The sequence below is a fragment of the Polynucleobacter sp. UK-Kesae-W10 genome, assembly GCF_018881575.1.
In the GTDB taxonomy this organism is placed as follows: Bacteria; Pseudomonadota; Gammaproteobacteria; order Burkholderiales; family Burkholderiaceae; genus Polynucleobacter.
Genome location: NZ_JACVQB010000002.1, coordinates 183,598 through 210,060, shown reverse-complemented (window position 1 = coordinate 210,060; position 26,463 = coordinate 183,598). Strand labels below are relative to the sequence as shown.

Below are 26,463 nucleotides of genomic sequence, written 5' to 3'. Positions count from 1 at the left end.
ATTTACTTTTTCTAAAACTGAATTATGTTTCTATTTTTGGAATATCGGCACTGACTGAAGAACAAAAGCCACCCGGAGGTGACTTTTGTATTGAAGCTTGAGTCTACTTACTCGCGTGAAGCTTTCTTACGCTCATGCTCCTTGAGATAGCGCTTACGAATACGAATGCTCTTTGGTGTTACCTCAACCAATTCATCATCATCAATAAACTCTACTGCGTACTCTAAGTTCATTGCGATCGGTGTAACCAAACGCACTGCTTCGTCAGTACCCGAGGCACGAACGTTGGTTAATTGCTTACCCTTAATTGGGTTCACAACCAAGTCGTTATCACGACTATGAATACCAATGACCATACCTTCATACAAAGGATCGCCAGGGCTCACAAACATACGACCACGGTCTTGCAATTTCCACAATGCGTAAGCAACTGCTTCGCCATCGTCTTGACTAATCAATACGCCGTTGTGACGCTCACCCAAAATGCCGTCTTTTGCTGGTGCATAAGAATCAAAGGTGTGGCTCATCAAACCATTACCGCGAGTCATGGTCATAAAGTCGCCTTGGAAGCCGATCAAGCCACGTGCGGGAATGCGGTACTCGAGACGAGTACGACCTTTACCATCGCTCACCATATCAAGTAATTCACCCTTACGCTTACCCAAGTCCTCCATCACAGCACCTTGAGTAGTGTCTTCAACGTCAACTGTTAAGTTCTCGTACGGCTCCATCTTCACACCATCTTCTTCGTGGAATACCACACGAGGACGGGAAACTGCCAATTCATAACCTTCACGACGCATCGTCTCAACCAAGATGGTGAGGTGCAATTCGCCACGGCCAGATACTTCAAACACAGTGTCATCGTCCGTATCTTTAACGCGCAAGGCCATATTAGATTTCAATTCACGATCTAAACGCTCGCGAATCTGACGGCTAGTCACAAACTTACCTTCACGACCTGCCAATGGGCTGGTGTTCACCATGAAGTTCATGGTCAAGGTTGGCTCATCAATTTTGAGCATTGGCAATGCCTCAGGAGTATCTGGAGCACAAATCGTTGTGCCAATTGCTAAATCTTCAATACCGTTAACGAGAACGATGTCGCCTGCTTGCGCTTCATCAACCAACTCACGCTCTAGGCCACGGAATTTCAATACCTGATTAATACGGCCTTTACGTTGCGTACCATCTGGACCATCCATAAAGACCACATCCATGCCCGGCTTTACAGTACCGCGGTTGATACGGCCAACACCGATCTTGCCGACGTATGTGCTGTATTCAATCGAGGTAATTTGCAACTGCAATGGACCTTCTGGATTGTCGTCACGCACTGGAACGTGCTTGAGCACAGTATCAAATAATGGACGCATATCACCTTCACGCACATCATCAGTCATACCAGCATAGCCATTCAAGCCAGATGCGTAGACCACTGGGAAATCCAACTGCTCTTCTGTAGCGCCCAATTTATCAAACAATTCAAAAGTAGCGTTAATTACGTAATCGGTACGTGCACCTGGGCGGTCAACCTTGTTGATCACCACGATTGGCTTCAAGCCTAAAGCAAGCGCCTTCTTGGTTACGAAGCGAGTTTGTGGCATTGGGCCTTCGACCGCATCTACCAAGAGCAATACGCCATCAACCATGGAGAGTACGCGCTCTACTTCACCACCGAAGTCCGCGTGTCCTGGAGTATCAACGATGTTGATGTGTGTACCGTCATATTCAACAGCACAGTTCTTGGACAAAATGGTAATGCCGCGCTCTTTTTCCAAGTCGTTTGAGTCCATGACACGTTCGGTCATTTTTTCATTGGAGCGGAATGTGCCGGATTGGCGCAAGAGTTGGTCAACCAAAGTAGTTTTACCGTGGTCAACGTGGGCGATGATGGCGATGTTACGAAGTGCGCGTTTAGTCATGTGAAGCTTCTAAAGTTAAAGATAAATAAAAGGGTTGTTAAGACGCCTGCGAAATCAAGCGCTTTGGGTGTAATACCCCAGAACGCCAATCCGCAGTTCCAATAAAGTTATGTGGAGCAGCAGTAGCACGATAAATTCGTACTAATGCCTCGATAGAAGGTAAGTTCAGTGGAACTCGCTGGCCCATTTCTAGGCGCTTGGCTTGCTGCTCGTCGACCGTGAGATGCGGCAAGGTCTGCAACAACGCATCCACTGGCAGAATATAGCTAGAGCTATCAAGTAAGCCTTTTTGAATAGAATCCAGCGTAAAAGACTGCTCCAGGGTTAAGTGCCCTACTTCTGTTCTACGCAAGCCCACTAAATGAGCACCGCAACCTAAGGCGTTACCCAAATCTTCAGCAAGCACACGAATATAGGTACCTTTGCTACAGGTCACTTCTAAAGTAGCTTCGGGCCACTGGATATTAGTCCAGCGAATTTTATGGATCGAAATCTCACGGGGAGTACGCTCCAATTCCACGCCAGCACGAGCATATTCATATAACGGCTTGCCATCACGCTTTAGCGCTGAATACATCGGTGGCACTTGAGCAATGGCGCCGGTAAATTTTGGTAACAGTGCATCCAACGCTTTTTGAATAGCATCCGCATTTTCAAAATTTGGTAATGGTAATTCTTCGATCGTGAGACCTTCAGCATCGCCAGTATCGGTACGAGAACCGAACTTCACTTGGGCAACGTAGGTTTTGTCAGCCTCTAGCAAATCTTGAGAATATTTAGTAGCCTCGCCCAGGCAGATTGGCAATAAGCCTGTGGCCATCGGATCAAGCGTACCGGTATGGCCTGCTTTATCAGCATTAAATGCGCGTTTGACGGCTGTGACCGCACCTTGAGAACTCATACCCATAGGTTTATCCAGCAATACCACGCCGTCGATACGATTAGACATTATTTAGTCTCGTCCGCTGGATCGCTGCGATCGCTATCGACTGCTTGATCAATCAATCGGGACATTTCAATACCATGCTCTACTGAGCTGTCATAGTGAAAATGCAAGGTTGGCACAGTATGAATATGCAAACGCTTAAACAAAAGAGAGTGTAAGTAGCCTGCTTTTTCCTGAAGCGCCTTTAATGCATGCTCAGGCTCAGCACCCAAAACAGTAAAGAATACTTTGGCATGCGCTAAGTCCGGCGAAAGTTCAATACTTTGTAAGGTAATCAAACCCAAGCTGGAGCTGCGTAATTCGCGAGGAATAAGCTCGGCCAGGTCTCGCTGAATTTGATCGGCGAGACGCTGGTTACGATGCGGGCTGGTTTTATGCATATGGACTACGACTTACAGTGAACGAGCAACTTCGGTAACTTCAAACACTTCGAGTTGATCACCCTCTTTAATATCGTTGTAGCCTTTTAATGACAGTCCGCACTCAACACCGGCACGAACTTCTTTAGCGTCATCTTTGAAGCGCTTAAGAGAATCCAATTCACCCGTCCAGACAACCACATTGTCACGCAAGAGGCGGACGCTTGAAGTGCGTTTGACGATGCCGTCAACCACCAAGCAACCAGCAATTGCGCCAACTTTGGATACCAAGAAGACTTGACGAATTTCGACCAAGCCAGTGACTTCTTCTTTCTTATCTGGAGTCAACATGCCGCTCAAGGCTAACTTCACTTCATCTACCGCGTCATAAATAATGTTGTGATATCGAATATCTACACCATTGTTTTCTGCCAGCTTACGAGCTGCAGCATCTGCACGGGAGTTAAAGCCAATAATCACGGCCTTAGAAGCAACCGCCAAGTTCACATCGGTCTCAGTAATGCCACCAACTGCAGCGTGAACGATTTGCACCTTCACCTCTGGGGTAGATAGCTTCATCAATGATTGTGACAAGGCCTCTTGAGAACCCTGTACATCTGCCTTGATGATTAATGGCAACAACTTGGCTTCGATCGCGCCTTCGCCCATATTTTCCATCATAGTTTCAAGCTTGACTGCTTGCTGTTTCGCCAACTTCACATCACGGAACTTGCCTTGACGGAATAAAGCGATCTCGCGAGCCTTGCGCTCATCTGGAACTACTTGAACAGACTCACCAGCGGCCGGCACTTCTGCCAAACCTTGAATCTCTACCGGAATAGAAGGACCCGCTTGATTACATGGCTTACCGTTTTCATCCATCATGGCGCGCACACGACCGAAGGTTGAGCCAGCCAACAACATGTCGCCACGCTTCAGCGTACCGGACTGAACCAAAACAGTCGCCACTGGACCCTTACCTTTATCAAGACGGGCCTCAATCACCAAGCCTTGTGCTGGAGCATCTTTAGGAGCCTTGAGTTCGAGGATCTCCGCCTGCAAGAGCACGTTCTCTAACAAAGCATCAATACCCTCGCCCGATTTAGCAGAGACTGGAATAAATGGCACATCGCCACCGTACTCTTCAGGCACCACTTGCTCGGCTACCAGCTCAGTTTTTACGCGCTCTGGATTAGCTTCAGGTTTATCAATCTTGTTGATTGCTACAACCAAGGGAACGCCACCAGCAATCGCATGGTGAATCGCTTCTTTGGTTTGCGGCATCACGCCATCATCTGCAGCAACAACCAAGATCACGATATCGGTTGCCTTAGCACCGCGCGCACGCATTGCGGTAAACGCTTCGTGACCCGGAGTATCTAAGAAGGTAATCATGCCGCGTGGTGTTTCTACGTGGTATGCACCGATGTGCTGAGTAATACCACCAGCTTCGCCAGTAGCTACTTTTGCTGCACGAATCTTATCGAGCAAAGAAGTTTTACCGTGGTCAACGTGACCCATCACCGTCACTACCGGAGGACGTGGCAACAACTCAGCATCATGACCATCTGTACCCAAATCTAAATCTGGATCATCCAATTTCGCAGCATGGGCTTTATGACCCATCTCTTCGACAATGATCATGGCAGTATCTTGATCAAGCACTTGGTTGATGGTGACCATCTGACCCATGCCCATCAATAACTTAATCACTTCTGCACTCTTCACCGCCATCGCATGGGCAAGCTCAGCAACCGTAATGGTTTCAGGAACATGAACATCGCGCACTACTGGCTCAGTAGGAACTTGGAAGTTGGTGTCTACGTTAGCTTCAGCAATTTGACGTTGCTTTTTACGGCCACCGCCAGAACGCCAACCACCTACGCCACCAGAGGAATCACCGCGAGTCTTGAGGCCGCCCGGTTTCTTGGCGCCTTCTTCTTGCCAAGTAGAGGATGTCTCAGAAGACTTAATGGTTTTGCCACCAACTTTAACGGCGGCCTTTTTCTTATCGTCTGCACCTTCGACCTTAGCAGGCTTATGCAAAGTACCTTTTTTGGCTTCTTCAGCAGCAATTTCGCTTGGCGCTTTGAGAACCCGAGCAGGCGCACTCATCATGTCGCGGATAGCCAATGCTTCTGCTTCAGCAGCAGCACGGCGAACACGAATATCAGCCAACTCTTTTTCTTTGCTTGCAGCCAAATCCTTAGCCGCTTTATCAGCTTGCGCTTTTTTCTCAGCAGCAGCTGCAGCAGCATCCGGAGCTTCGTCAGCAACTTTCACTTCTTTCTCTGCGACAGGGGCGGCCACTTCTTTTTGGCGAGCCTCTTCAGCCGCCTTCATTTCTGCTTCTTGGCGCGCTAATAACTCAGCTTGACGTGTTGCCTCAGCTGCACGCTTTTCTAACTCTTCCTCAGAAAGAATGGGTTTAGCTGGAGCAGCAGGTGCCACTTCTTTTGCTGGCGCTGCCGGCGTCTCTTCAAGCGCTTTATCTCCCGCCTTAACGAGCACACGCTTTTTACGCACTTCAACCTGCACGGTACGCGTACGCCCAGCAGAATCAGCCTGACGAATTTCAGAGCTCTCGCGCTTGATTAAAGTAATCTTTTTGCGAGCGCCCGCATCCGCATTACCATGCGCTTTTTGCAAATGCTCGAGCAGGACAGTTTTGTCCTTTTCGGTAATGCTGTCGTCCTCAGAACCTTTTTCAATACCGGCCGCCTTTAACTGCTCCAAGAGGTCTGGCGCGGTACGTTTTAATTCTTTAGCGAGTACTTTTACTGTTGTTGCCATGCACTACTTCCTCTCATGAAGTAAACCAATGTTCGCGCGCTTTCATGATGAGCGTTTTCGCAGTTTCTTCGTCAATTTGTGTCGCCTCAACCAGCTCATCAACAGCTAGTTCTGCCAGGTCGTCACGGGTATGTACTTGATTGTCAGCAAGCTTGGCAATCAACTCTGTGGTCATTCCTTCTAAGGAGCGTAAGTCTTGTGAAACCTCGCCAATACGCTCTTCTTTTGCTAACTCCATCGTTAACAAAGAATCACGAGCGCGGGTACGCAACTCATTCACAGTATCTTCATCAAATGAATCGATTTCTAACATTTCAGACAATGGCACATAAGCCACTTCTTCCAAGGTATTGAAACCTTCTTCAATCAAAATATCAGCGACTTCCTGGTCTACGTCCAACTTGTCCATGAACAATTGACGTACAGAAGAAGCTTCTTTTTCAGTTTTTTCAGCAGACTCTTCAGGAGTCATGATGTTGATTTGCCAGCCAGTCAAATCGCTTGCCAAACGGACGTTCTGTCCGCTACGGCCAATCGCGATCGCAAGGTTTTCTTCATCAACAACCACGTCCATCGCATGACGCTCTTCGTCAACCACGATGGAAGATACTTGTGCTGGAGCCAAGGCGCCAATCACAAACTGCGCTGGATCTTCAGACCACAACACAATATCTACTGCTTCACCAGCGACTTCGTTGCGAACCGCTGTAACGCGAGTACCACGAACACCAACGCAAGTGCCGATTGGGTCAATACGCTTGTCATAAGTAACAACCGCGATCTTTGCGCGGATACCAGGATCACGGGCTGCGCCCTTAATCTCTAGCAAGCCCTGCTCCATCTCAGGAACTTCGTTCTCAAACAACTTGATTAAAAATTCTGGGCAAGTACGAGAAAGTTCAATCTGTGGGCCACGGGCTTCACGATCCACTTTGAGGATGTAGGCGCGTACGCGGTCACCAGAACGTAAGTTCTCTTTTGGAATCATTTGATCGCGACGTAACAATGCTTCAACACGACCAGATTCGATAATCAAACCATTCTTATCAGCACGCTTCACAGTACCGGTCATGACTTTTTCGCCACGCTCTAAGTAATCGTTCAAAATTTGCTCGCGCTCGGCATCACGAATGCGTTGCAAGATCACTTGCTTAGCAGCTTGTGCGCCAATACGGCCAAAAGCCAAAGATTCGATCTGCTCTTCGATGTAGTCGCCTACTTCTATGTCTGGAATTTGCTCTTTGGCTTCAAACTGCAGAATCTCTTTATCCGGCTCTTGCAATCCTGCCTCATCTGGAACAACCAACCAGCGGCGGAAGGTCTCGTACTCGCCTGACTCACGGTCAATCGATACACGAATATCCACATCTTCAGTTGCATAACGCTTCTTAGTGGCCGATGCCAGCGCCATTTCGAGCGCCTCGAACACAATAGCTTGATCAACGTTCTTTTCACGCGCTAGGGCGTCTGCCAACATGAGAACTTCTCGGCTCATGACTTTCTTCCTTTGAAATCAATAACAGGGACCAACCGAGTCTTATCGACCTCGGCTAAAGAAAACTCCAATTGAGAGGGCTGACCATCAGCACCCTCGAACACCAAACCAAATTTAGCATCAGGCGAATCCAACTCACCAGTCAGCAAACCTTGCAACACACCACGAAAATTCTTACGATTACCAACGGCAACACGCAACTTCAAATCCACTTCCATTCCAGAAAAACGCTCAAAATCTTGCGCCGTTTTTACAGGGCGATCGAGGCCTGGAGAAGAAATCTCTAAACGTTCATACGGAATGTTTTCGACTGGCAAGGTGTAGCTCAATTGATGGCTTACTTTTTCGCAATCTAAAACCGTAATCAAACGCTCGTAATCCGGGTTTTCAATCGTGACGCGCAGCAAACCTCCAGCTTCACGCTCAATATCTACTAGCGTGTAACCCAAGTTTTCTAACTCTGCAGCGATGATCTTTTGATCTTTCACGACACCCTTCAAACAAAAAAAGCAAAAAAAAATGGGCTTTGAAGCCCATATTCTCGAAATTCAGAACAGGCCGACTTACGTTGATCGCAACATCAGTCGGTAACAACACTTGCAGTATGTTTGTACTGCAAGACCAAAATTATAGCTGATTTTTAGAGAAAACTGTTAGAAATCAGAAGCTTTCGCCTGGATTTCGGGGTTTTCGAGGCCCTTTGTTGAAGGGTTTACGCCCTTTTGGGGCGCTGCGTTTAGGTCCATTTCCAGGGGTTTGAGGGCTTCCTGACACAAAAGCAGACTGCCCATGATGGACTTTTTTGCCTTTATTGCGATTTTGACCCTGACCGCCCTGCCCACCTTGGCCGCCTTGTCCCGGTCTGCCGCCTTGGGTGCGACCTCGGAAAGGTCCGCGACCCTCTCCGGAGCCACCGCCGCCACCAGGTTTACCGCCTCTTCCCTGATGGGTGAGGCCATTATGTCCACTGGCTAAGGTCAGTGCATCACGCGACCCCCAGTAAGACACTGAGGTCTGCATTGGATCTGGCTGGAAATCAGCACCAGCAGGATTGCGACTCTGGCCGCCTGCGTTTGGATTGCGACCCTTATCTTGCGGTTGCGGCATTTTTAAGCCCGCAAACTTCATCAAGTTGTAAATGCCACCAGCCTCAATCTCTTCCCACTTTCCACGTCTCAAGCGTGGGGGCAATAAGAAAATGCCGTAGCGAGTACGAATCAGGCGCGATACCGTGTGACCTACCGCTTCAAACATGCGGCGTACTTCACGGTTACGACCTTCAGTTAATGCAACGTGATACCAACGGTTGGCACCGTCACCACCACCCATGGCAAGACGTAAGAATTTGGCTTGTCCATCATCGAGCGTAATGCCGCTCTTTAACTGCGCAGTGTTTTCTTGACTCAACTCACCCAAAATACGCACAGCGTATTCACGCTCGACGCCGTAGCGTGGATGCATCAAGCGATTTGCTAACTCACCAGAAGTGGTGAATAACAAGAGGCCTTCGGTATTAAAGTCTAAGCGACCTACTGCAATCCAACGTCCTTGACGTGGCTTTGGCAAACGATCAAATACGGTTGGGCGACCCTCGGGATCAGACTGGCTGACGATCTCTCCAGCAGGCTTGTGATACATGATGACGCGGGGCGGCTTAGTCTGAATCTTGCGATGAACTGGCTTGCCATTGATGCGCACTTGATCTGTTGGTCCAATCCGTTGGCCGATGTGCGCCGGTAAACCATTCACGGAGACGCGGCCCTGAATAATCAAGTCTTCCATATCGCGACGTGATCCCATACCAACGTCAGCCAATACCTTATGCAACTTAACGGTATCTTCATCATCAGCATCATCATCCAAACCATCAAGGTCGGACCATACTTCGTCGCGCAAACTGAGCGGCAAATCATCAACGTTTGCAAACTGCAAACTACTCATCTCTTCTTCTGTCGGCGCATCTGGATCTTCATCCTCACGTGAACGCTGAGCACGTTGTGCACGACGCTCTACTCCAGTTTGATGAGAGATGTCGCTTTCATTAAAGCCATCTGGATTTTTGGTTTCCAAAACTTCAGGGGCATCTAGCGCTGCATCAAATTCCCCAGAAACGACTGAAGCAAATAATGCCTCCGCATCCGCAGCGTTGGGAGCTAACTTGCTGGCCTGATTACCGCCACCCTCACGGGGACCATTGCCTTCAGTACCTTCGCGACGTGGCTTATCTTTATTGAAGGGGCGCTTCTTATTAAAGGGGTGCTTTCCCGAACCCGCACGGCGTGGGTTACGCGGGCCACGATCTTCGCGTGGCGCACGCTCGCCGCCTTCAGGCTTGGCGCCATCAACACTGGATGACGTTACTTGGGGTGCTACCGGGGATGAATCGTTTTCGTTAGAGCTTGTCATTAATCATTATTTTGTTTCGTCTGATGGGCTATCAGACTCAGGGCTTACTTCTTCTGTCTCTTCTGCTTCTTCTGCTTGCGCATCTTCAACACTGATTTCTTCTGTGATCTCAACGGTAGTTTCTTCCACCACCACTTCTTCCACCACTTCTAGCTCACCATCAATCACAACGGTTTCCACGGTTGCACTTGGATCAAACTCCATGACCGCTTGACCTAATTGCTCAGCCGCAGCCATTGGTGCTGCATCCTCTAGGATTGGCAGGCTTTGTAAATTCGTGAGACTTAAATCATCTAAAAATTGCTTAGTGGTGGCATATAAACCTGGGCGGCCAACGGTATCTTTATGGCCAATGACTTCTACCCAACCACGATCCTCCAACTGTTTCATGACATTACTGCTTACCGCTACACCACGAATCTCTTCAATCTCACCACGGGTCACTGGTTGACGGTAGGCAATAATCGCCAAGGTTTCCATTACTGCACGGGAATATTTCGGTGGCTTTTCAGGCGTTAAACGGTCAAGGTACTCACGCATGGATAAACGGCTCTGGAAACGCCAGCCAGTAGCAATATGCACCAGCTCCATACCACTGTCATCCCAGGCACGCTGAATCTCAACGAGCGCTTCATCAATGTCAGCGGTGGTGATGTCTTCAACAAATAAACGAGACAGGTCAGCAACGGTGAGTGGCTCCTGCGCGCACAGGAGGGCTGTTTCAATTACGCGCTTGTTGTGATCGTCCATAAAAGTCGGGCTATCAGGCATATTCCTGAGTAGGCTTTAAAAAAATGTATTTCAGTAATGGGTTTTGGTGTTTTCTAGCGACTACGGGCAATCCATCTGAATTTCTAGTTTGGGGATATATCCGCGCTGCAACGAAGTCCATTTCGTTCACCGTCCTGCCATTATAAGGTAGGCTCAATACAATAGCCACATGCACGATATTTCACCAAAACACCCTCTTTCTATGGATCGCCGCCGCCTACTTGGCCTTGGCATGAGCGTCGGAACCTTATTTGCTGCGGGAGGTTTAAGTTCTTGCGGGCTGATGGGGTCTAAGAAACCTGTGGTTGGACTAGTCCTGGGCGCTGGCGCAGCCAGAGGTTTTGCCCATGTGGGCGTCATTAAGGCGCTAGAGGCTCAAGGGATTCGCCCAGACATTGTGGTTGGCAGTAGTGCTGGCAGCGTCATTGCCGCCCTACTTGCATCCGGAGCAAGCGGAAACGACCTAAATCGATTGGCCCTCAACTTAGATGAAGCCACGATTGCCGATTGGGGCCTCCCATTTGTCGGCCGTTTTGGTGGACTTATTAAAGGGGATGCACTGCAAAACATGGTCAATCGTGAAGTGCAAAACAAAACGATAGAGCAAATGCGTATTCCCCTTGGAATTGTGGCAACAGAATTACAGTCAGGCAAAGGGGTTCTCTTTCGCAGTGGCAATACTGGACAGGCTGTCCGCGCCTCTTGTAGCGTTCCAGGCGTTTTTCAACCCACCATCATTGGCGGAAAAGAATATGTTGATGGCGGTTTAGTAGCGCCTGTACCGGTGAGTTATGCCAGACAAATGGGTGCCACCTTGGTAATTGCTGTCAATATTTCATCTGAACCGGTGCATCAAGATGCGAGCGGTACGTTTGGGGTACTGCAACAAACCATTTCGATTATGCAAAGAAGCATTAATCAGTATGAGCTAAAGAGTGCTGACATTGTGATTCAACCACAACTCAAGCAAATGAGTGGTGGTGATTTCAAATCCCGAAATGCCGCCATCTTAGCTGGTGAAGTGGCCGCCCAAGAACAAATGGGTCTCATTAAGGAAAAGCTGAAAGGCTAGAGCGCTCAAGGCTCTAGAGGCAATATCGGTATTACAAGCTGCGTGATTTACGCTTGAGATTTTTCACTTCATTGAGCAACTCTTGGCGCTCAGAATCGTCGAGATTGTCACTGCCGTCTAAGCGACGTGCACCATCAAAACGTTTGTCCCAATACAAGCTTCCTAGATCATCAACACGAACGCTTGTGCCCTTGGATGGAGAGTGAATGAATTTGTTGTCGCCAACGTAAATACCCACATGCGAAAATGTTAAACGCATGGTGTTAAAAAATACGAGATCACCTGGTTGCAGCTCATCGCGATTAACGGGCTTACCAACACGACTCATTTGCGTTGACTTGCGTGGCAGTAAAAATCCAAGCTTGTCTTTAAATACGTAGCCCACAAAGCTGCTGCCATCTAAACCAGACTGTGGCAGTTCACTATCCCAGCGGTAACGCACGCCAATCACTTCCATTGCGCGATTAATCAGTTCTTCAGACTTACCTGTGACGGTGTCAGCAAAGCGATCAGACACCTTAGCGATGTAGGCTCTTCCAGCCTGGAACATGCTCTCTTTGGGAACGACTGTCTCAGCGACTGCTGGAGCCTCCACTGATGCAGTTGCATCCACTGCAAAAGCAGAAAAAGAGCTCGCCAAACCTAGGGCGAGACCCAGGACTTGCGAAAGGAGTGCTTTTTTCAATGACATCTAGTCAGTTTAACAAAGAACCTTTATTTAACCAAGTTTAAGAACTACCCTTAAATGACTGTTTTTATTGGTATTTTTGTTTTTTAGTGCATTATTTCTACTTCGGATGCACCAAATTAGCCCATGGGTCCAAATTTTATTGGGGGACTAAGTCAGCTCAGCTGCGGCGAACAATTCCTTGGTGTAAACCTGCTTTGGGTGGGCAATCATGGTTTCGGTATCCCCAAACTCCATAACCCTGCCCTCCTTTAGAACCATCATCTCGTGCGACATGGCGCGAATGACTGCCAAATCATGGCTGATCATCAGATAGGCCAAGTTGTATTTCTTTTGCAGCTCGGAAAGTAATGCAAGCACTTGTTTTTGGATCGAGACATCCAATGCTGAGGTAGGCTCATCGAGCACCAGAATTTGAGGACGCAAAATCAATGCGCGAGCAATCGCGATCCGCTGACGTTGTCCACCAGAAAACTCATGGGGATAACGCGTCAATGCCGATCGATCCAGACCAACTTCTTTGAGCATGTCCACTACGCGCGATTCACGCTCTGCTGCCGATAATGTTGGATAGTGAATATCCAAACCTTCAGCAATAATTTGCATCACATTCATGCGTGGCGATAAAGAACCAAAGGGATCCTGAAAGATCACTTGCAAACTTGAGCGCATGGCACGACGCTCAATCGGCTTGAGAGCCTGCCAATCTTTACCCAAGATATCTACGTCACCCGAAACTAATGCGGCTGAGTCGCCAAGCAAACCCAACACCGCCATACCTAATGTGGTCTTGCCAGAACCAGACTCTCCAATCACGCCGATAGTTTGACCCTGCTTTAACTGAAAGCTGACTTTTTTTAAGACCTTATGTGGTGGCGCCTTCTTAAACCAAGCAACCGACTCCGAGCTTGGGTAAGCGACAGACAAATTGTCGGTCTTCAATAAGACTGGAGCCAGAGGCATCACCGGCGCCAACTCTCGCACAGGCTCACTATTGACTAATGCGCGAGTATAGGGATCAGTAGGATGCTCAAATACTTGTTTGGTAGGCCCTGCCTCCATCAAGTTCCCTTGATTTAATACAGCTACGCGTTGCGCAAAATGTTTCACCAAATTGAGATCATGCGTAATGAGTAAGATCCCCATACCGCCATGATCTTTGGATTCTTCTTGCAGCTCTTTGAGTAATTCTAAAATTTGCAAACGCAAACTGACATCCAAGGCGGTCGTCGGTTCATCTGCGATCAGCAAGCGTGGCTTGCACGCTAAAGCCATGGCAATCATCGCGCGCTGACGTTGTCCACCAGACAACTGGTGAGGGTAAGAGTAAAAACGGTGCTCCGGTTCCGTAATACCCGTCTTTCTGAGTAGATCTATTGCTGCATCTGCGCAATCCGATTTAGAAATGAGCGGCTGATAAATCTGCACTGCTTCGATAATTTGATTACCGATAGTGAATAGTGGATTGAGCGCAGTCATTGGCTCCTGAAAAATCATGGCAATTTCGCGCCCACGAATTTCTCGGATGCTATCAATTGGCAAGGACAACAAGTCCACCGTTCCCTGCCCATCCTTTTTATTCCAGAGAATCTTTCCGGAAATTTTTGCACCCTCAGGCTCGAGTCGGAGTGGGGCGAGTGCAGTTAAGGTTTTTCCTGAACCTGATTCACCCACCAAAGCCACACGCTCACCCACTCCAATCTCTAAGTCCAGGTGATTAACAGCAAACTTCTCGCGGCGCCCTGCTCCAAAAGAGATACAAAAGTCTTCATAGCGCAACAAACTCATGAGCGACCTCCGCTCATTAATCCTGCTTTACGTGAATCAAAAGCATCGCGTAAGGCTTCACCCATAAAGGTGAGCAAGAGGAGTGTTGTGACTAAGACCACGAAGGTTGATAGCGAAATCCACCAGGCATCTAAATTGCCTTTGCCTTGGGATAGCAGCTCTCCCAAGCTCGGTGTGCCTGGTGGCACACCCAAGCCTAAAAAGTCCAGGCTAGTTAAAGACAAAATGGCAGCACTCATACGAAATGGTAAAAAGGTAATTACCGGTGTCAAACTATTGGGCAAAATATGGCGCCACATAATTTGTAAGTTCGTTAAACCCAAAGCACGTGCTGCACGCACATACTCTAAGGCACGGTTACGAAAGAACTCTGCACGAACGTAATCGGATAGCCCCATCCAGCCAAAAGCAGCGAGCAAGATGATGAGTAAGGCCACGCTCGGATTAAAGATAGAGGCAAAAATAATTAGGAGATAGAGCTCGGGCATGGCTGACCAGATTTCAATCAGGCGCTGTGAAATCAAATCAAACTTACCACCAAAAAATCCCATTAGGGATCCAGTAATGATGCCAACGGTCACGCCAACTACCGTCAGTGCCAAGCCAAACAAAATAGAGAGCCGAAAGCCATAAATCAGGCGCGAAAGCACATCCCTTCCCCGGTCATCGGTGCCTAACCAGTTTTGCCAAGAAGGCGGTGCAGGATTAGGAACCTGCGAGAAATAATTGAGGGTTTCAAAACTATAGGTAATGGGTGGATAGATCACCCAGTTACCATCACTCGTTATATTGTGACGAATATCCGGGTCTAAAAAATCGGTTGGGGTGGCAAAGTCACCACCAAAAACCGTCTCAGGCAAATTTTTCACAATCGGAAAATAAAAATGTCCGTCATAGCGCACTACTAATGGCTTGTCATTGGCAATCAGCTCTGCACAAAGCGAAAGCCCAAACAAGATCATGAATATCCATAAGCTGGCATAGCCCCGACGATTATTTCTAAAGCGCTGCCAACGACTCATGATCCACCCCCTGCTCCAAACTGAATACGAGGATCAACATAGACGTAGCAAAGATCGGAAATGAGCTTGGTAAACAAGCCAATCAAGGTAAAGAGATACAAGGTCCCAAACACCACTGGGTAATCTCGACGCATGACTGACTCATACGAGAGCAAGCCAAGCCCATCAAGAGAGAAGAGGGTTTCAATTAGCAGTGAGCCTGTAAAAAAGGCTCCAATAAACGCCGCAGGAAAGCCAGTCACCAATGGCAACATCGCATTGCGGAACACGTGCTTCCAAAGTACTTGTTTCTCAGTGAGCCCCTTCGCCCGAGCTGTTAAGACGTATTGCTTGCGAATCTCTTCTAGAAAAGCGTTTTTTGTCAGCATGGTGACCACTGCAAAACTACCTAAAACGGATGCCGTAATTGGCAGTACCAAGTGCCATAAATAATCCATGACCTTGCCCATCAGACTGAGATCACTCCAATCATCTGAGGTCAGCCCTCGCAATGGAAAAAGTTGCAGAAAGCTACCGCCACCGAACAGCACCAGCAAGAGCACGCCCAAAACAAAACCAGGAATAGCGTAGCCCACCAAGATCATGGTGCTCGTGACGGCATCAAAGCGTGACCCATCCCGTACCGCCTTGGCAATACCCAAGGGAATTGAAACTAAGTAGGTAATAAAGAAGGTCCACAAACCAATACTGATCGATACCGGTAATTTGGAAACCACTAAGCGCCACACACTTTCGTGCTGGTAATAGCTCTCACCCAAATCAAAGCGCGCAAAACGACCCAACATCATGAAATAACGCTCCAGTGGAGGCTTATCAAAACCATATAAGGCTTTCACTTCCTCAAGGCGCTGCGCATCGATACCCTGGCGCCCACGATAAGTGGCGCCAGCACCAGAAGATTCCGTGCCGCCTACTGCGGCATCGCCTTTGCCCTTGAGCTCCAAGACCATCTGCTCAACAGGACCACCGGGAACAAATTGCACGACCGCAAAAGTCAGCGTCAAGACGCCTAACAAGGTAGGAATCATGAGCAATAAACGCTTAAAGATATAGGCGCGCATTTGTCCTTGCATTATTTACTCTCTTCTTTCCACCAGTTTTGCATAATCCAGGGCTCCGCTTGATAGTACAAAGGTGGCTCTGGGTAACGCATTTCTTTTCGGAAGGCAACCCGATGAGTAGGGTTGTACCACTGCGGTATGACGTAATAACTATTCCACAAGACACGATCCAGCGCACGGCACGCGGCGCGGAGCTCTTCACGATTCTGCGCTTTGGTAATCGCTTCGATCAAAGCATCGACTACCGGCGACTGTATGCCAATAATATTGTCCGAGCCTTTTGATTTGGCAGCCTGACTACCAAAGCGGTCCCATAATTCATTACCAGGATTTTGCGAATCCGGGAAACGCGTAGTGGTCATATCAAAGTCATATTCATCCATACGCTTTTGATACAAAGCAAAGTCACTAGTACGAATATCGAGCTGGATGCCTAACTTTTCTAAGTTGCGACCGTAAGCTGAGAGAACTCGCAAGAAAAATCCACCGTTTTCCACCATCTCAATGCGAAATGGCTCCCCTTTTTCGTTTCGCAGAGCCCCATCGCGATACTGCCAGCCCGCATGCATGAGCAATTCACGCGCCTGACGTAGATTCTGACGCAGGCTGCCAGGAGGCTTAGTCGATGGTGGTGCAGGCATAGGTCCAAATACCGCATCAGGAACCCATTGCGGATATTTCGCTTTTAGAGGTCTAAGTAATTTCAACTCCGCTTCTGTTGGCTTGCGAGGTCCATCAAAATTTGCACTCAAATCACTATTCGTAAAGTAGCTGCTGATACGGCCGTACTGATCAAAAAATATTTGGCGATTGAGCCACTCAAAATCAAGCGCCAAACCTAATGCTTGACGAACTCGGGGGTCTTGCAAGTTAGGTTTGCGCACATTCATCGCAAATCCCTGCATGCCTGCGCCGTTGTGATTGATGAAAGCTTTTTTGAGCAAGCTACCATTATCAAATTTAGAGCCCACATAGCCTTTGGCCCAAATCTTTGCGCGGTATTCCACCAGCGCATCAAACTCACCAGCCTTGAAAGCTTCAAGACGTACAGCATCATCGCTATATAACTTATAGAGCACGCGATCAAAGTTATAAAAACCGATGCGCACATTTAATGGCTTGGTGAGTTGATCAACCCAGTACTGTGGGTTACGCTTATAGGTAATCGACTTCCCAGCCTTATAGGACTCGATCAGATAGGGCCCGCTGCCGATTGGCGTCTCAAAAGCCAACTTATCAAAGGGGGTCATCGTGCCATCGGGTTTTTTCCCCCAATTGCGAGAAAAGATTGGCAAAGTGCCGACCATGATCGGAAGCTCGGTATTGTTATTTTTGAAATCAAAACGCACTACGCGATCTGAAATCACTACAGCTTGTTTCACATCCGCAAACGTAGTTTTGTAACGAGGATGAGCCAGACCACTCATCAGCGTGTCAAAGCTATATTTCACATCTGCAGCGAGTACCGGACTTCCATCGGAAAATTTCGCCTCTGGACGAATATGGAATGTCACAGACTGACGATCTTTAGCTACCTCAATATCGTCGGCCAATAAACCATAAATACTCGATACCTCATCCGCGCTCCCCTCTGCCAAAGATTCAAACATGAGGTCGATGCCAGGGGCAGTGATTCCCCGCAATGTGTAGGGATTGAACTTATCAAAACTCGTTCTCTGGCCAGGGTTAGGTAAAACCAAGGTGCCACCCCGGGGGGCATTGGGATTTACATAGTCAAAATGGGCAAATCCATCCGCATACTTGGGTTTGCCGTACTGCGCGATTCCTTGCGCCGCCTGCGTAATATTGCCCGCAAGCCCCGCCAGCAGGGAAAGCAGCAAGAAATAGGCAATTTGGCGAAAAGGGGTTTGGGCTGGCATATATGCAACAATTGTAGATAGCTAATCATATTTGAAGCAAAGGAAACAACATGGGCTTTCTATCCGGCAAAAAAATCCTCATTACCGGCCTCCTCTCCAACCGTTCTATTGCCTATGGCATCGCTAAGGCCTGCCATCGTGAAGGTGCCGAATTGGCCTTTACCTACGTTGGAGAGCGCTTCAAGGACCGCATCGTCGATTTCGCAAAAGAATTCAACACCGAACTGATTTTTGATTGTGATGTGGGTAGTGATGAGCAGATTTCTGCCCTCTTTAAAGATTTAGCCAAATCATGGCCGCAGTTTGATGGCTTTGTTCATGCGATTGGCTTTGCACCACGTGAGGCAATTGCGGGCGACTTCTTAGAAGGCCTTTCACGTGAAGGCTTCAAAATTGCGCATGACATTTCTGCGTATAGCTTCCCTGCGATGGCTAAAGAAGCGCTCCCAATGCTACGTGACAAATCTTCTTTGCTGACATTGACCTATTTAGGCTCCATGAAGAATGTTCCGAACTACAACACCATGGGTTTAGCCAAAGCCTCATTAGAAGCCTCAGTACGTTACCTCGCTGGCTCAGTGGGCCCTAAAGGTATTCGTGCTAACGGCATTTCTGCTGGCCCTATTAAGACCTTGGCTGCATCCGGCATTAAAGGTTTCGGAAAAATTTTGGAAGCTGTTGAACAAACTGCCCCATTACGTCGCAATGTAACCATTGATGATGTGGGCAATACTGCCGCTTTCTTATTGTCGGATTTAGCAAACGGCATCACTGCCGAAATCATTTATGTGGATAACGGCTTTAGCCAAGTGGTTGGCGGAATGGAAGACGCTTGAGTCGTCCTCCCTTCGTTAGCCTGCGAGAGGCCCTCAAATTTTGGACAAAGCTTGGCTTTATTAGCTTTGGTGGCCCCGCAGGCCAGATTGCAGTCCTCCATCAGGAGTTAGTTGAGAAGCGCCGCTGGATTTCTGAGCGGCGTTTTTTACATGCGCTGAATTACTGCATGTTGCTGCCAGGACCTGAAGCGCAACAACTTGTCACTTATATCGGTTGGCTCATGCACCGCAGTTGGGGTGGAATTTTAGCGGGCACCTTATTTGTGCTGCCCTCACTCATGATTCTTATTGCGCTATCTTGGATCTACCTCACTTTTGGACAAGTGCCTTGGATTACTGCGATCTTTTTTGGTATTAAACCTGCGGTCACCGCAATCGTGTTGCATGCAGCAGTACGCATTGGTAAACGCACGATTCATAACTCAGCTTTAAAGTGGATTGCTTTAGCTTCCTTTTTAGCTATCTTTATTTTGAACTTATCGTTTCCAATTATTGTTGTGATTGCAGCAGCCATTGGATACTGGGGCGGCAAACGCTATCCAGAATATTTTCAAGCGAGCGGACGCGGCAATAAAGATCTCAAGAGTTATGGCGCTGCCATGATTGATGACGACACCCCAACACCAGCGCATGCCTTGTTTAGTTACCAAAAAACCTTATTGCATAGCGCTGTTGCCTTAGCATGCTGGCTCTTACCCATAGGCGCCTTACTACTCATCTTTGGCTGGAAAACCCTCTATCCCAATATCGCCTGGTTCTTTACGAAGGCAGCCTTTCTGACCTTTGGTGGCGCTTACGCAGTATTGCCTTATGTTTATCAAGGTGCGGTCGATCACTTTCATTGGCTCAGCGCGAATCAGATGATTGATGGCTTAGCACTTGGTGAAACCACGCCAGGCCCCCTCATCATGGTAGTTGCGTTTGTTGGCTATCTAGCGGGACACATTCAACATCTCATCGGCAATAGCAATCCATTTTGGTTTGGCGTGCTCGGTGCTTGCGTTGCCACTTGGTTCACCTTCTTGCCCTCCTTCTTCTTTATTTTGGTCGGCGGTCCTTTGGTGGAGTCCACCCACGGCAAACTCAGCTTTACTGCCCCACTGACAGCAATCACCGCTGCAGTTGTTGGCGTGATCGTCAATCTTGGCCTATTTTTTGCATATCACGTCTTTTTACCGCATGGTCTAGGTGGCTCCATCTCCTGGATTTCTATATTGATTTGCGCTCTTACAGGATTAGCGCTATTTAAATTCCAAAAAGGCGTAATGGCCGTTCTAGGTGGCAGCGCGCTGGCTGGTCTGCTCATCTATTTTGCTGGCGTTTTAATCGGCTAAATCCTTTTTCTTAAGATTGGCATAATGGAAGTTATGCGAATCGAACCCCAAACCATTACCCATCTTCAAGAGTGGCTCGGCAAAACCGAGTCACTATCTGACTCCGTTACAGCAGCGCCTGTAAGAGCGCTATCGGCAACGTTAGATCGCCCCGATCCAGACCCCACTAAAGGGAGCTTTTTGCCTGAACTGTGGCACTGGCTGTATTTCTTGCCACACGCCCGTCAATCTGAAATTGGTCCTGATGGCCATCCGAAGCGTGGTGGTTTTTTACCTCCCGTGCCGTTGCCTCGCCGCATGTGGGCAGGTAGTCGCGTGCAGTGGCTCAAACCCCTGAGCGTAGGCGATGAGATTACCCGCACATCAACAATTGAATCCGTTACTCATAAAGCGGGTCGCACCGGTGATTTAATTTTCGTTTTAGTAAAACACGAGATTTCGAATCAAGAGGGTTTAGCGATTATCGAAGAGCATGACATTGTGTATCGCGATGCGCCAGGGCCTGATGACAAACCTGTCGCGCCCACACCAGCCCCCAGTGATGCGCAGTGGAGCAAAACCATTACCCCGGATGATGTCCTGCTATTCCGCTATTCCGCACTGACCTTTAACGGGCATCGCATTCACTACGATCGTCAATACGTTACCGAAGTGGAAGGATACCCCGGCCTCATCGTTCATGGTCCATTAATTGCCACACTGCTAGTGGACCTCGTGCGCCAAAGCATTCCTGGCTGCAGGCTCAACAGTTTTGAATTCCGCGCGATTCGCCCGACTTTTGACATCAATTTGTTTAAGGTAAATGCAAAACCTGATCTTGAAAAAGATCCCTCTGGCAAAACGATTTCTATTTGGGCACAAGATCATGAAGGCTGGCTAACCATGCAAGCCACCGCTGTTCTCGCTTAAGCCACTCCTTTAAAAGATCCATCCAATGTCTACTAATGATCTCTCGCGTGAACTAGCCACTTTTGCGGCCAATCTGCAAATTGATGCAATACCAAACGATGTCATCCTTCGCGCAGAAGATTTATTCGTTGACTGGTTTGGCTCAGCCATTGCAGGCAAAGGCTCACGCCCTGTTGAAACGATTACCCAATTTGCTCAAAACATGGGTGGCTTTAATGCTACGCACCCAGGCCCCGCAGAGATCCTCATTAGCCGCTCGAGTTCGAGCCCTTTTTTAGCGGCCATGGCAAATGCAGCAGCCTCTCACGTAGCTGAGCAAGATGATGTTCATAATGGTTCAGTCTTTCATCCCGCTACCGTTGTCTTTCCACCGGCCTTAGCGTGTGCGCAAGCAATCGGCGCATCTGGCGAAGAATTGTTAGTTGCCGCAATTGCGGGTTATGAAGTCGGCATTCGTGTGGGTGAATTTTTAGGGCGATCACACTACAAGGTCTTTCACACTACAGGTACTGCGGGCACGATTGCTGCCGCTGCTACAGTGGGTCGCTTGCTTAAACTCAACCCAGAACAAATGTTGCATGCCTTTGGTTCTGCTGGAACCCAATCTGCAGGACTGTGGGAGTTCTTACGTGATGCCGCTGATTCTAAGCAATTGCATACAGCGCACGCTGCCTCCACTGGACTGATGTCTGCTTATATTGCCCAGTCTGGCTTTACTGGGGCACATCACATTCTTGAAGGCAAGCAAGGCTTGGCTGCTGGCATGTCAAGCGATGCGGACCCCAGCAAATTAGTAGATCGTTTGGGCACCCGCTGGACTCTGGCTGAAACCAGCTTTAAGTACCACGCCTCCTGTCGTCATACCCATCCTGCTGCTGACGCACTTTTGCAAGTCATGCTGGCACACCACCTCAAACCGAGCGATATCGCCAAAGTAGAAACCTTAGTGCATCAAGGTGCTATTGACGTACTGGGTCCTGTCACCGATCCTGCAACTGTGCATCAATCCAAATTCTCGATGGGCACTGTGCTGGCTTTAATTGCACACTATCAATTTGCTGGCTTACAAGAATTTGATGACCATTTTCACGATGATGCGATTTGCTTATTCCGCGATCACGTTTCTATGACCTTAGATCCCGAAGTGGATGGCGCTTACCCGCAGCGTTGGATTGGCAAAGTGAAAGTACATTTAAATAACGGCCAAATATTGACAGGTCGCGTTGATGAGCCAAAAGGCGATCCAGGCAATACTCTTTCTAGAGCTGAAATCACTGATAAAGCCATGCGCCTAGCGGCTTTTAGTGGTGGCGCTAGCCCCGCAGAAATGGCCCAGGCAATTGATCGCTTGTGGAATATCCGTAATCAGGCCAAGATTGGTCTATTACTACCCGTCCAATAATATTTGCTTGAATAAACTAGTCACCCTTTGAATATGAACCCACTCGATACTCCCCTTGGCTTTAGTAGTAACTTTTTATTCGTTCCAGGCACGCGCCCTGAACGTTTTGCTAAGGCACTCGATAGCGGGGCGAGCGGTGTTGTACTAGATCTTGAGGACGCTGTTGCCGAGGAAGATAAAGAGGCGGCACGCAATGCCATTCGTGCTGCATGGCCCCAGTTTTCTGAGGAACAAAAAAAACGCTTAGTGATTCGCAGCAACTCTCCTGGCACGAAGTTCTATTCGGCGGATTTAATCTTGGCGCAAGAACTCAAAATCAGCTGCCTACTCATTCCCAAAAGTGAATCTTTAGATCAAATCAATGGTGCGGCCCTCATGTTGCCGCACACCGCGATGATTCCAATGATTGAAACCGCTAAAGGATTAGATCATTTGCGTGAGATTGCAAACTCCAACCAAGTATTGCGCCTTGCCTTAGGTAATCTTGATCTGCAGGCAGATCTTGGTATGGTTTGCGATGCACAAGAAACGGAATTACAACCTGCCCGCTACCAAATAGTCCTGGCATCCCGTTTGGCGCAAATTGCCCCTCCTATTGATGGGGTTACACCATCAACCGATGATCTTCCGCGGATCACCGAAGACTCTGAGAGAGCAAAGCGCATGGGATTCGGTGCCAAGCTCTGCATACACCCCAAACAAGTCGCTATCGTGAAAGCAGCCTTTATGCCTACTGAAGAGGAGCTCACTTGGGCCCAAAGAGTCATTGAGGCCGATCACGCCTCAAAAGGAGGTGCTGTAAAGCTCGATGGAAAAATGATTGATCGCCCAGTAGTCCTTCTAGCTCAGAGAACACTTGCTCTTGCTGGTAAACACTAATCGCAAGCAGGCCCGCAATTAGCCAAAATACTGGCAAAATAAGGTTGTACCAACGTAGTACATTCGCGCTTTTTATAACAAACACTACTGAGACTCATGATGAAATTACGTAAATCGCTATTTGCTGGTTTATTGACACTGGCCAGCACTGCATTCCTTGCGGGAACCGCACTCGCTGCTGATCCATACCCTAATAAACCAATCACTTTGGTGGTCCCCTTCTCTGCTGGTGGCCCGACAGACGCTGTGGCCCGTCTCATTGCCGTGCCGATGGGCAAAGAGCTCGGTCAAACCGTGATCGTTGAAAACACCGTAGGCGCTGGCGGAACCATTGCCGCAACTCGCGTTGCGCGCTCCGCACCGGATGGCTACACCATCTTCATTCACCATATGGGAATGGCCACTGCACCGGCCTTATACAAGAAGCTGAACTTTGACCCAATGAAGGATTTTGAATACATCGGTCAAGTTGTAGATGTGCCAATGGTGCTCCTGGGTCGTAAAAACTTTCCTCCAAAAGACTTCAAGGAGCTCGAGGTCTATATCAAAGCAAATAAAGACAAGGTAACCTTAGCCAATGCTGGCCCGGGTGCAGTTTCACAGCTTTGCGGACTCTTATTTATGTCCCGCGAAGGCGTAGAACTCACAACCGTTCCTTACAAAGGGACTGGTCCTGCCTTGACAGACCTGCTGGGCGGCCAAGTCGACTTATTGTGTGACCAAACCACCCAAACCGTTCCTTATATTAAAGACGGCTTGGTTAAGGCTTATGGTGTGACCACTCCTAAGCGCCTTCCAGCACTACCAAATATTCCAACTTTAGATGAGCAAGGCCTCAAAGGCTTTGAGGTCAAAGTTTGGCATGGTATGTACGTCTCTAAAGGCACACCTCCAGCTGTAGTTGCCAAGATTAACAAGGCTCTCAATGTTGCCCTGAACGATCCTGAAGTTAAAGCTCGCTTAGCGGAATCGAATATTGAAATTGTGCCACCTGCCAAGAGAACTCCAAATGGCCTTAAAGAACATCTGGAAGCAGAAATTAACAAGTGGGGTCCAGTGATTCGTAAGGCTGGAGCTTATGCAGATTAATTTTATAAATACCTAGTCAATAAAAAACCAGCGCTAAGCTGGTTTTTTATTGGCCTATCGACTTACCCTTGTTTGCAGGGGTAATTGTCAATAAAAAAGCGTATTAAGGTTTTGGCCGCCTTCTCTTGATTGAACTGGGGATTGGCTTTATTCCATATTAAAAATTTCTGCAGCACTTGATCACGAGTATCACTTCGGTTTGCAAAGCAGATAGCTGGCTTGGCATTTGGTGTGCGCGACGCCAAATACTCCTGATACACGCCTTCACCAAAGCCAAAACAAAAACTGCGTCCTGCGACATCGTCAGGATTTTTGCAGAGCTCTACAAATGCTGCCGTGCTAGCATCATCTGCTGGGAGGTCTTTCTGTGCGAATGCACTTGGGGCAAAGCAAAGAATTGATGCAATCAGAACGAATGCTGTCGATATTTTTTTCATGATGCTTTTCTCTTAATAAAGATTAACGTCTAAATCCACTCATATGGCCGCCACCAAAACCGCCCATATGACCACCGCCGCCACTAAATCCACTCATGTGACCTCCACCACCAAAGCCGCCTCCACCACCTCCAAATCCACCCATGTGGCCTCCGCCAAAGCCACGTGAGCGATCTTCATCACCATCAAAGCGAGCTTGATCACGTAAAGCGTTTTCTTGGGCCGCCTCACGATAGACATTGGGGTCAGTCCTATCGACTTGAGCATCGTTACGCGCCTCTTGATTGAGACGCTCGGCTTGATTTCTTTCTTGAGGTGTTGCATCTTTCTGGAACGCATTGTTAGCACGTTGACCATCCAGACGAGCCGCCTGCTTCTCCCCAGGGGTAGCATTATTCTTCCAGTCATTCAATAAGCGCTGCTGGTTCACAATGCTGGCCGGCCCAATCACAGGTCGCGCAGGAACGCGCCCAGATGGGGTGATCGTTGTAGAGTTAATCGTGCCGTTAGACCAATTGGGATAGGTCCAAAAGGCATCGCCAATCGCAAAGCCCAGACCAAAATCCAAGAAACCCCAAGCAGGGTCATAAATAGGATATGGCGGGTAATCAGGATATGGCCATGGTCCATACACTACCGTCGGGTTGTAGTTTGGAATGTAAACCACTTTTTCATTAGCCGAGCTGATGAGGATATTGCCGTTTGCATCCGTGGTCACAGTAATTTCTTTATTCGACTTTAGGCTGCCAGTTTTAACGGCAAGCTTCCGCAGATTCTGTACCGCTTGCATCGTATCGGCAGCCTGGAGCTTATAAGCATTCCCCAAGTTCTGCGTCCACTGCAACTTTGAACCCATCAAGTTAAATGCTTTTGAAAATGCTATTAATGATTTCACGCTATCGTTCCACGACTGCGCCTTTAGCGCATTTTGAAGAGCGTCACCCTTGAGGGATGCATTACTGTTTCGCCAGTTGTAAGCCTCTGCAATCTCTAGTGGATATGTCGAAGCCAGCAGCATCAATGAAAGCAATGAGTCTGGGTAAAGTGCAATCGGAGAAACCAACGACTGCAGTTGCGCAGTAGAAATCGTTTGTGGACCAGCGTTGTAATTTGGGTCTTGCGCGTAGCCTTGATTAACATAGCCACCATCTTGCATATACACAGGCGGATAGTTTCCACTTGGCTGATAGGGGCCTGGGTTCATGACGCATCCACTCAATGTAGATCCGCAAACGATGGCTGATAGGATCTGCCGGATGCTCTTATTGCCAAATGCTGGCATGTTCAGTTGACTTACCTGCTTCATATTTGCCTCAGTCTTGACTCATCTCAATAGCGCACTCGATTCACCTTACTTTACTACTTTGCACT

22 protein-coding genes are annotated in these 26,463 nt (G+C 48.3%); 7 read left to right on the top strand and 15 right to left on the bottom strand.

Features of this window, described 5'->3' with window-relative positions; translation table 11 throughout:
• Positions 1-107: 107 nt before the first annotated feature.
• From typA to scpB, 8 genes are all read right to left on the bottom strand, one after another.
• Positions 108-1,925, bottom strand: a complete 1,818-nt coding sequence (typA, locus tag ICN24_RS07395; RefSeq protein ID WP_216222569.1) for a translational GTPase TypA — start codon at positions 1,923-1,925, stop codon at positions 108-110.
• Between the two features lie 37 nt (positions 1,926-1,962).
• Positions 1,963-2,874: a tRNA pseudouridine(55) synthase TruB gene (truB, locus tag ICN24_RS07390; RefSeq protein ID WP_216222554.1), complete on the bottom strand. Its 912-nt coding sequence runs from the start codon at positions 2,872-2,874 to the stop codon at positions 1,963-1,965.
• Positions 2,874-3,251, bottom strand: coding sequence for a 30S ribosome-binding factor RbfA (gene rbfA / locus ICN24_RS07385; RefSeq protein WP_216222552.1), 378 nt, complete (start codon positions 3,249-3,251; stop codon positions 2,874-2,876). Before rbfA ends, truB begins: the two co-directional genes overlap by 1 nt.
• Positions 3,252-3,263: 12 nt before the next feature.
• The gene (gene infB / locus ICN24_RS07380; RefSeq protein WP_216222550.1) at positions 3,264-6,023 is read right to left on the bottom strand and encodes a translation initiation factor IF-2; all 2,760 of its coding nucleotides are present in this window, start codon (positions 6,021-6,023) and stop codon (positions 3,264-3,266) included.
• Between the two features lie 13 nt (positions 6,024-6,036).
• A complete protein-coding gene (nusA, locus tag ICN24_RS07375) occupies positions 6,037-7,518 on the bottom strand; it encodes a transcription termination factor NusA (protein WP_216222548.1) in 1,482 nt (493 codons plus the stop codon).
• Positions 7,515-8,006 carry a ribosome maturation factor RimP gene (rimP, locus tag ICN24_RS07370; RefSeq protein WP_216222546.1) on the bottom strand — a complete coding sequence of 164 codons (492 nt, stop codon included), beginning with the start codon at positions 8,004-8,006 and terminating at the stop codon, positions 7,515-7,517. Before rimP ends, nusA begins: the two co-directional genes overlap by 4 nt.
• A 172-nt stretch (positions 8,007-8,178) precedes the next feature.
• A complete protein-coding gene (locus tag ICN24_RS07365; RefSeq protein WP_216222544.1) occupies positions 8,179-9,924 on the bottom strand; it encodes a pseudouridine synthase in 1,746 nt (581 codons plus the stop codon).
• 6 nt (positions 9,925-9,930) lie between these two features.
• Positions 9,931-10,695 (bottom strand): SMC-Scp complex subunit ScpB, encoded by a 765-nt coding sequence (scpB, locus tag ICN24_RS07360; protein WP_255532602.1) that lies wholly within the window; start codon positions 10,693-10,695, stop codon positions 9,931-9,933.
• Between the two features lie 169 nt (positions 10,696-10,864).
• Here scpB and ICN24_RS07355 point away from each other — a divergent pair, with 169 nt between their 5' ends.
• Positions 10,865-11,767: a patatin-like phospholipase family protein gene (locus tag ICN24_RS07355; RefSeq protein ID WP_370623115.1), complete on the top strand. Its 903-nt coding sequence runs from the start codon at positions 10,865-10,867 to the stop codon at positions 11,765-11,767.
• A gap of 31 nt (positions 11,768-11,798) precedes the next feature.
• Here the strand turns inward: ICN24_RS07355 and ICN24_RS07350 are convergent, their stop codons facing one another.
• The 5 genes from ICN24_RS07350 to ICN24_RS07330 all read right to left on the bottom strand — a co-directional run bounded on the left by ICN24_RS07350 (position 11,799) and on the right by ICN24_RS07330 (position 18,206).
• Positions 11,799-12,458: a C40 family peptidase gene (locus ICN24_RS07350; RefSeq protein ID WP_216222542.1), complete on the bottom strand. Its 660-nt coding sequence runs from the start codon at positions 12,456-12,458 to the stop codon at positions 11,799-11,801.
• Positions 12,459-12,605: 147 nt separating this feature from the next.
• On the bottom strand, positions 12,606-14,243 hold the full coding sequence (locus tag ICN24_RS07345; protein WP_216222540.1) for an ABC transporter ATP-binding protein: 1,638 nt from the start codon (positions 14,241-14,243) through the stop codon (positions 12,606-12,608).
• Positions 14,240-15,265 carry an ABC transporter permease gene (locus tag ICN24_RS07340; protein ID WP_216222538.1) on the bottom strand — a complete coding sequence of 342 codons (1,026 nt, stop codon included), beginning with the start codon at positions 15,263-15,265 and terminating at the stop codon, positions 14,240-14,242. Before ICN24_RS07340 ends, ICN24_RS07345 begins: the two co-directional genes overlap by 4 nt.
• Positions 15,262-16,326 (bottom strand): microcin C ABC transporter permease YejB, encoded by a 1,065-nt coding sequence (locus tag ICN24_RS07335; RefSeq protein WP_216222702.1) that lies wholly within the window; start codon positions 16,324-16,326, stop codon positions 15,262-15,264. Before ICN24_RS07335 ends, ICN24_RS07340 begins: the two co-directional genes overlap by 4 nt.
• An 11-nt stretch (positions 16,327-16,337) precedes the next feature.
• On the bottom strand, positions 16,338-18,206 hold the full coding sequence (locus ICN24_RS07330) for an extracellular solute-binding protein (protein WP_216222537.1): 1,869 nt from the start codon (positions 18,204-18,206) through the stop codon (positions 16,338-16,340).
• Between the two features lie 50 nt (positions 18,207-18,256).
• On the opposite strand from ICN24_RS07330, the gene fabI reads away from it, so the two are divergent.
• The 6 genes from fabI to ICN24_RS07300 all read left to right on the top strand — a co-directional run bounded on the left by fabI (position 18,257) and on the right by ICN24_RS07300 (position 24,655).
• The gene (gene fabI, locus ICN24_RS07325; RefSeq protein ID WP_068948801.1) at positions 18,257-19,042 is read left to right on the top strand and encodes an enoyl-ACP reductase FabI; all 786 of its coding nucleotides are present in this window, start codon (positions 18,257-18,259) and stop codon (positions 19,040-19,042) included.
• A complete protein-coding gene (gene chrA, locus ICN24_RS07320; RefSeq protein ID WP_216222535.1) occupies positions 19,039-20,376 on the top strand; it encodes a chromate efflux transporter in 1,338 nt (445 codons plus the stop codon). Before fabI ends, chrA begins: the two co-directional genes overlap by 4 nt.
• Before the next feature lie 24 nt (positions 20,377-20,400).
• On the top strand, positions 20,401-21,285 hold the full coding sequence (locus ICN24_RS07315) for a MaoC family dehydratase N-terminal domain-containing protein (protein WP_216222531.1): 885 nt from the start codon (positions 20,401-20,403) through the stop codon (positions 21,283-21,285).
• A gap of 25 nt (positions 21,286-21,310) precedes the next feature.
• The gene (locus ICN24_RS07310) at positions 21,311-22,687 is read left to right on the top strand and encodes an MmgE/PrpD family protein (protein WP_216222530.1); all 1,377 of its coding nucleotides are present in this window, start codon (positions 21,311-21,313) and stop codon (positions 22,685-22,687) included.
• A 33-nt stretch (positions 22,688-22,720) separates the two neighbouring features.
• Complete coding sequence (locus tag ICN24_RS07305; protein ID WP_216222529.1) at positions 22,721-23,566, top strand: CoA ester lyase; 846 nt, start codon at positions 22,721-22,723, stop codon at positions 23,564-23,566.
• Between the two features lie 99 nt (positions 23,567-23,665).
• Positions 23,666-24,655 (top strand): tripartite tricarboxylate transporter substrate binding protein BugD, encoded by a 990-nt coding sequence (locus ICN24_RS07300; protein WP_216222701.1) that lies wholly within the window; start codon positions 23,666-23,668, stop codon positions 24,653-24,655.
• A gap of 62 nt (positions 24,656-24,717) precedes the next feature.
• Here the strand turns inward: ICN24_RS07300 and ICN24_RS07295 are convergent, their stop codons facing one another.
• Together ICN24_RS07295 and ICN24_RS07290 are read right to left on the bottom strand one after the other, a co-directional pair.
• On the bottom strand, positions 24,718-25,092 hold the full coding sequence (locus tag ICN24_RS07295; protein WP_216222528.1) for a Rap1a/Tai family immunity protein: 375 nt from the start codon (positions 25,090-25,092) through the stop codon (positions 24,718-24,720).
• 22 nt (positions 25,093-25,114) lie between these two features.
• Positions 25,115-26,398 (bottom strand): DUF3300 domain-containing protein, encoded by a 1,284-nt coding sequence (locus tag ICN24_RS07290; protein ID WP_216222527.1) that lies wholly within the window; start codon positions 26,396-26,398, stop codon positions 25,115-25,117.
• Between the last annotated feature and the right edge of the window lie 65 nt (positions 26,399-26,463).